Source organism: Sphingomonas sanguinis NBRC 13937, assembly GCF_001591005.1.
GTDB classification, from domain to species: domain Bacteria; phylum Pseudomonadota; class Alphaproteobacteria; order Sphingomonadales; family Sphingomonadaceae; genus Sphingomonas; species Sphingomonas sanguinis.
On sequence record NZ_BCTY01000089.1, the window covers coordinates 1 to 6,182 of the forward strand.

The window sequence follows — 6,182 nt, forward strand, 5'->3', positions numbered from 1 at the left end:
TCCCCTTCCAGGGGAGGAATTTGATGGTTCGCGCGGAGGCGCGGAGGACGCAGAAGGGTTTTGCCCGGTGGCAAATCCTTCGGATCAATAATCGGCCAGAGCGGAAGCCTTGTCAGCGCGGCAAGTCCGCCAATCTCCGCGCCTCCGTGCGAACAATCCTTCCTAGAGCGCCCGCTTGAACGCCCAGCTGACATGCGCGCCGCCCGCAGGCGTCTCGCCGGTCACGACCAGTTGCTGCGTCGCCACCGGCCGCCCGGTGCCGTCGATCCACAGCGATTCCTCGATCGCCAGTGTGCCGCCCCGACAGCGGAACTGCCACAGCGCACCATCATCGAGGCGCAGGATCGCCTGGCCGCTCTCGGCCGTGACCATCGCCTCCACCCCATCGCCGAGGTGGAAGCGCAGCGCGAAGTTCGTGCTGCCCGCCTGCCGCTTGCGCCCCTCAGGGAGCAGCGCATCCTCACCGCGCAGCTCGCGACCGTCGCCGGTCAGCAGCAGCTGGCGGCGATGGGTGAAGCCATAACGACGGACATAACCGTCATGGCTCGCCTCGATCCGGCTGGCCGCGTCCGATTCCTGGCGGCTGAGTTCCACCTGGGCAACCCCGCGCCCCAGCGTGCCGTCGGCATGGATGGCCGTGGAATTGCTGTCGCCCAGCGTCAGCGTCGAATGCGCCGCGGTGGTGCGCAGGCCGTGCGCCAAGCTGGCGGGCACCTGCGCCACGGTCGCACGGGCGCCGCCGCAATTGACGACGATCCGCTGCGCGCCGTCCGAAAACTCGAAGGCCAAGGTCGAGGCGCAGCCGCCCTCGATCGCGCGGGCGATCGGCGGGGGTGCGGCGTCCATGACCAGCACCGCCTGCGCCGCCGCCAGCCGCTGATAACCCCAGTCGCCCGCCTGGCGCAGCGGCCGGGTGCGCACGCCCGATGCTTCGATGACAGCGGCGATCCGCTCCGGTGTTTCGGGGCCGGAGCCCTGCCAGCTCGACAGCGCCCGGTCGCCGTGCATGACGCCGAGCAACGCGGAGATCATCCGCTGCAACCGCGTCTGGAACGGATCGGGGAAGGCCAGTCCGCGCGCGTCATAGACTTCGCGCATCATGGTCAGCAGCATCACCGCGTCGAGCTGGACCGCCGGACTCCGCGCGATGACACCGCCATCGGCGAACAACCCGGTATCGAGCGCCCGGGCGAGCCCCGCCTCGCCGAACGCCTGTCGCGGATCGCCACCCGCGAGCAGCAGCCCGGCCGCGATCACCCCGCACCACGCCGCGATGCGCGCAACGCCCGGCGGGGCCTTGTCCGCACCGCGATCCAGATGCCGGGCTCCGCGCGCCATCGTGTTGAGCACACGCGAGCGATAGACGAGATCGTTGGACGACAGGATCAGCGGCGCGTGCGCGGTCCAGAACAGGATGCGCCGCCCCCACAGATCGGGCCGCCACGCGGTCGCATCGACCGTCTCGGCAAAGGCGTCGAGCCAGCGCCCCATCAGATATTCGGCGATTGGCGCACCCTGTTGCCGGGTCGCGACGGTCGACAGGTCGCGCAGCCAGGCAAAGCTGTGCAGATGATCGGCAAACCCCGTCGACCAGTCGGGCCGGGCGAAATCGATCGACTCGACCCCGCGCTCCTCGCCCCGCCAGTCGAGCACCCCTCCGAGCAGCGCATGACCGCGCTCGATATCGCCCAGCACCGGGTCCTCGGGCACCGCCATCAGCTTGAGCGGATGCCGCCCCTTCAACCGCAACGAATGCAGCGGCGTACGCCAGGTCAACCGGTGGAGATGCTCGCTGAGCCGATCCGCGAGCGACAGGCCGCCGCTCTGCACGCGGACCAGGCGTTTGCCTTCCTCGATGCTGTCGGCGGCGATACGGGCCTCTTCGGCCCCCATACGTTCACGCATTTCGCTCAACCGCGCAATGCGGCGATGTTCGCGGCGTAATGCTCCGGGCCACCCCGGAAGGCGGCGGTGCCTGCGACCAGCGCGTCGGCCCCCGCCTCGATACAGCGCTTGGCCCAGGCCGGATCGACCCCGCCATCCACCTCCAGGTCGATGGCGCGGCCCGAATGCTCGATCATCTTGCGGATCGCCGAAATCTTCTTGAGCTGGCTCTCGATGAAGCTCTGCCCGCCGAAGCCGGGGTTCACGCTCATGACGAGGACCAGGTCGACCATGTCGATCAGATAATCCAGCATCTTGGCAGGCGTGGCGGGGTTCAGGACCACCCCGGCCCGCTTGCCCAGCCCCTTGATATGCTGGATCGTGCGGTGGATGTGCGGGCCCGCCTCCGGGTGGACGGTGATCGTGTCGGCGCCGGCCTCGGCAAAGGCGTCCAGATAGGCGTCGATCGGCGAGATCATCAGATGCACGTCGAACGGCTTGGTCGTATGCGGGCGCAGCGCCTTCACCACTGCCGGGCCGATGGTGATGTTGGGCACGAAATGCCCATCCATCACATCGATGTGAATCCAGTCGGCGCCCGCGGCGTCGATGGCGCGGACTTCTTCCCCCAAACGGGCGAAATCGGCGGACAGGATGGAGGGTGCGATACGGACCGGGAGCATGGCATTTGTCCTTAACGTCATATCGCGCCCAAGTCAGCCTTTGCGTTGCAGCATCGCGATGAAGAACCCGTCGAGCCGCCCTTCCTTTGCGAGCATCGTCGGCAGGGTGCGGATCGTGCCCTTGTCCGTAATCCCCGGCCACACGCCGGTGATCGGGACCAGCGCGTAATCGGGCCGCTGATCGAGGAAGGCCGCGATCTGATTCTCGCCCTCTTCGGGCTCCAGCGAACAGGTGGCATAGACCAAGGTCCCGCCGGGCTTCAGCCAGTCGGCGGCACGGGTCAGGATGACCCGCTGCAACTCCGCCATCTCGGCGATGATCGCGGGGCGGACGCGGTAGAGGACATCCGGGTGGCGGCGGAAGATGCCGCTGGCGCTGCACGGCGCGTCGACCAGGATCGCGTCGACCGGTTCCTTCGGGGCCCATTCGCGCAGGTCGGCGGTGACGACCTCGGCGGACTGGTTGGTACGCTCTAGATTTTCGCTCAAGCGGGCAAGGCGCGACTCGGACTGGTCGATCGCGGTGACCGTCCAGCCGGCGGCGGCGAGCTGGAGCGTCTTGCCCCCCGGTGCGGCGCACAGGTCGAGCACATGGCCCCTGCCCTCGCCGAGCAGCCGTGCGGGGATCGAGGCGGCGAGGTCCTGCACCCACCAGGCACCCTCGTCGAAGCCCTGCAACTCCATGACCGCGCTGCCCGAAGGCAGCCGGACATGACCGGGGAGCAGGCTGACCCCGCCCAGCTTTTCCGCCCATTCTTGCGTGGCGGACGAATCGGCCAGCGTCAGGTCAAGCGGCGGCGGCGCGGCGATGGCGTGCGCCGCGGCCTCGACCATCTCCTCGCCCCAATTCTCTTCCCAGCGCGCCTCGGTCGCGTCGGGCAGAGCGGGGATTTCGGGGAGCAGTACGCCGCTCTTGGTGATGGTGCTGAACACCCCATGCACCAGCTTGCGCGGGCCGCCATCGACCAGCGGCAGCACGGTTGAGATCGCCGCGTGCGGCGGTGTGCCCAGCGCCAGCACCTGGACGAGCGCGATGCGCAGGGCAAAGCGCGCCTTGGCATCGTCGGGCAGGCGTTGCTTGGTCGCCGAGTCGATCAGCGCGTCGAGATCGGGCAGGCGGCGCAACGTCTCCGCCGCGATGGCATGCGCCAGGCCCCGGTCGGGCCCGCCCGGCAGCGCGCGAGTCGCCGAGGCGAGGGCGGCCTCCAGCGGCTCGCCCCGGCGCAGCACCGCGTCGAGCAGGCGGATGGCGGCGCGGCGGCTCGCGGTGCCCAGCGGCTCGGTCGGGCGCTGCTGCCGCCCGCGCCGGTCCTCGCCCTTGGGCGCACCCCGACGATCGGGACGGCCACGGGTCGGCGATTGGGGAGGACGTGTCACTTGGCAAAACTCCTGTCAGCCCCGACATGGGCTGCACTCTATCCGCCCCTTAGTCGAAAGGACCGCCCATGGGCCAGCGCCCCGACCATGTGAAGCCGCCCGCCTATCTGTCGAAGAACCCGCCGGTGCCGGAACCCGAGGCCAAGCCGGAGCCGGAAGCCGATCCGTTGGGGAAGAATCCGGTACGGTACGGGGATTGGGAATTGAAGGGCGTGGCGGTCGATTTTTGAGGGTCGAGACCCTCCCGCCTTCTTCTTTTAAGCCCCTCCTTCTTCTGAAGCCCCTCCCGCAGGCGGGAGGGGTTTGGGGAGGGTAAGGAGCCTCGCAGAGACCATCGCCTGGGGCTTGCCCTCCCCCATCCCAGTTTCAGGTAAACGATGCCCCGCATCGTTTAGGTCATGCCGGGGGCATGACCGACCGGAAACTCGCCTGCGGGAGGGGCGTGCCTGGGGCGACCGAACTACCCCAAAATCCGGTCAGCCTGAGCGAAGTCGAAGGCCACGCGCCCCAACCTCGCCCCACCCCATCACCGCCGAACGAGCGTCCCCGCCCCCTGCTTGGTGAATATCTCCAGCAGCATCCCGTGCGGCACACGCCCATCCAGAATCACGGCCGCGTCCACGCCCGCTTCCACCGCGTTGACGCAGGTTTCCAGCTTCGGGATCATCCCGCCTGAGATCGTCCCGTCGGTCCGCAGTTCCGCGATCCTGGCCGGGTTCAGGTCGGTCATCAGCTCGCCCTGCTTGTCCAGCACACCCGCGACATCGGTCAGCAGGAAGAAGCGCGACGCGCCCAGCCGCGCGGCGATCGCGCCCGCCATGGTGTCGGCGTTGATGTTATAGGTATGGCCGTCCAGCCCGATGCCGACCGGCGCGATGACCGGGATGATGCCGTCGGCGCAAAGGCTCTCGATCAGGCGCGGGTCGACCGCGACCGGCTCTCCGACGAAGCCCAGATCGACATGGCGCTCGATCCCCTTCAGCGGATCGGCCTCGCGCCCCTGCACCTTCTCGGCGATGACCAGCCCGGCATCCTTACCCGAGATGCCGACCGCGCGGCCCCCGGCGGCGGCGATCCAGCTGACGATTTCCTTGTTGATCGATCCCGCCAGCACCATTTCGGCGATCTGCGCGGTTTCCTTGTCGGTCACGCGCAGGCCGTTGACGAACTGCGACTCGACGCCCAGCCGCTTCAGCATCGCGCCGATCTGCGGGCCGCCGCCATGGACCACGACCGGATTGATGCCGACCGCCTTCAGCAGGACCATGTCCTCGGCGAAGTCGCGCTGCCGCTCGGGATCGCCCATGGCGTGGCCGCCATATTTCACCACGAAAGTCTTGCCCGCATAACGCTGAAGATAGGGCAGCGCCTCGGTCAGCGTCTCGGCCTTGGCGAGCAGGGCGGCGTCGGGATCGTGGTTGGTCATGGCGGCCCTTTATCGCGCGTGGACGGCGGGGAAAACCGGCAATATGGGTTAAGCGCGATCCAGCCGCCGACCGATCGCCACGAACACATAGATCAGCGGCGGCACCAGAATGGCCGACAGCGTGACCTTGGCGATCATCTGTCCGATGACGAGCTGGCCGATCGGAAAGGCGCCGTAAAAGGCGATGGTGACGAACAGCAGCGTGTCGACCACCTGGCTGAGCATGCTGGCCACCGCCGCGCGCAGCCACAGCATCTTGCTGCCCTCCCGCCCCTTCAGCGCGGCGAAGATGGTGACGTTCAGCGTCTGCGACACGCCGTAGGCGACGATCCCGCCCAGCCATATCCGCCAGGTCGACCCCAGGATCAGCTGGATCGCCTCGCGATTGGCGGGCACCATGTCGGGTGAGGGCGGCAGCATCCACACCACCCAGGACAGCGCCAGCGACACGAGCAGCGGTACGAAGCCCACCCGCACCAGCCGACCCGCGACGGCGGGGCCATGCAGTTCGGCCACCGCGCTCGACGTGACGACCAGCAGCAGGAAGGCGAAGATACCCGCCTCCACCGCGATCGGCCCGAGCGAGACCTGCTTGTTGCCCAGCACGCCCGCGATACACACCATGCCGCCGTAAAAGATCGACAGGGCGAACAGGGAAGGCGAGATCAGGCGCGGGCGGGATGCGACGTCGGGATGGTCCATCGGCGATGGTTAGCGCGAAATGTCCGCATGGCAAAGGATTAGGCGCGTTTCATATTCCTCCCCTGGAAGGGGAGGTGGCAGGGCAGAGCCCTGACGGAGGGGTGTCGCCC

The 6,182-nt window shown here is 68.3% G+C and carries 6 protein-coding genes; 1 reads left to right on the forward strand and 5 read right to left on the reverse strand.

Going from position 1 to position 6,182, the window contains the following annotated elements; genetic code table 11:
- Positions 1-162: 162 nt before the first annotated feature.
- The 3 genes from SSA01S_RS18450 to SSA01S_RS18460 are packed head-to-tail and all read right to left on the reverse strand — an operon-like array spanning position 163 to position 3,944.
- Positions 163-1,905, reverse strand: a complete 1,743-nt coding sequence (locus SSA01S_RS18450; RefSeq protein WP_061781571.1) for a heparinase II/III family protein — start codon at positions 1,903-1,905, stop codon at positions 163-165.
- 5 nt (positions 1,906-1,910) lie between these two features.
- Positions 1,911-2,567 carry a ribulose-phosphate 3-epimerase gene (gene rpe / locus SSA01S_RS18455; protein ID WP_058734429.1) on the reverse strand — a complete coding sequence of 219 codons (657 nt, stop codon included), beginning with the start codon at positions 2,565-2,567 and terminating at the stop codon, positions 1,911-1,913.
- A 33-nt stretch (positions 2,568-2,600) separates the two neighbouring features.
- Complete coding sequence (locus SSA01S_RS18460) at positions 2,601-3,944, reverse strand: RsmB/NOP family class I SAM-dependent RNA methyltransferase (protein ID WP_419836521.1); 1,344 nt, start codon at positions 3,942-3,944, stop codon at positions 2,601-2,603.
- Positions 3,945-4,012: 68 nt separating this feature from the next.
- Between SSA01S_RS18460 and SSA01S_RS19340 the strand changes: the two genes are divergently transcribed.
- On the forward strand, positions 4,013-4,174 hold the full coding sequence (locus SSA01S_RS19340) for a DUF1674 domain-containing protein (protein ID WP_082670284.1): 162 nt from the start codon (positions 4,013-4,015) through the stop codon (positions 4,172-4,174).
- 296 nt (positions 4,175-4,470) lie between these two features.
- On the opposite strand, the gene argB is transcribed toward SSA01S_RS19340, so the two are convergent.
- Together argB and SSA01S_RS18470 are read right to left on the reverse strand one after the other, a co-directional pair.
- On the reverse strand, positions 4,471-5,370 hold the full coding sequence (argB, locus tag SSA01S_RS18465; RefSeq protein ID WP_061781572.1) for an acetylglutamate kinase: 900 nt from the start codon (positions 5,368-5,370) through the stop codon (positions 4,471-4,473).
- A gap of 48 nt (positions 5,371-5,418) precedes the next feature.
- Positions 5,419-6,072: a queuosine precursor transporter gene (locus SSA01S_RS18470; protein WP_058716471.1), complete on the reverse strand. Its 654-nt coding sequence runs from the start codon at positions 6,070-6,072 to the stop codon at positions 5,419-5,421.
- Between the last annotated feature and the right edge of the window lie 110 nt (positions 6,073-6,182).

Bases quoted from the DNA above. Each gene is read 5' to 3' on its own strand.
- SSA01S_RS18450 (WP_061781571.1), bottom strand. From the start codon at position 1,905: ATGCGTGAACGTATGGGGGCCGAAGAGGCCCGTATCGCCGCCGACAGC.
- rpe (WP_058734429.1), bottom strand. From the start codon at position 2,567: ATGCTCCCGGTCCGTATCGCACCCTCCATCCTGTCCGCCGATTTCGCC.
- SSA01S_RS19340 (WP_082670284.1), top strand. From the start codon at position 4,013: ATGGGCCAGCGCCCCGACCATGTGAAGCCGCCCGCCTATCTGTCGAAG.
- argB (WP_061781572.1), bottom strand. From the start codon at position 5,370: ATGACCAACCACGATCCCGACGCCGCCCTGCTCGCCAAGGCCGAGACG.
- SSA01S_RS18470 (WP_058716471.1), bottom strand. From the start codon at position 6,072: ATGGACCATCCCGACGTCGCATCCCGCCCGCGCCTGATCTCGCCTTCC.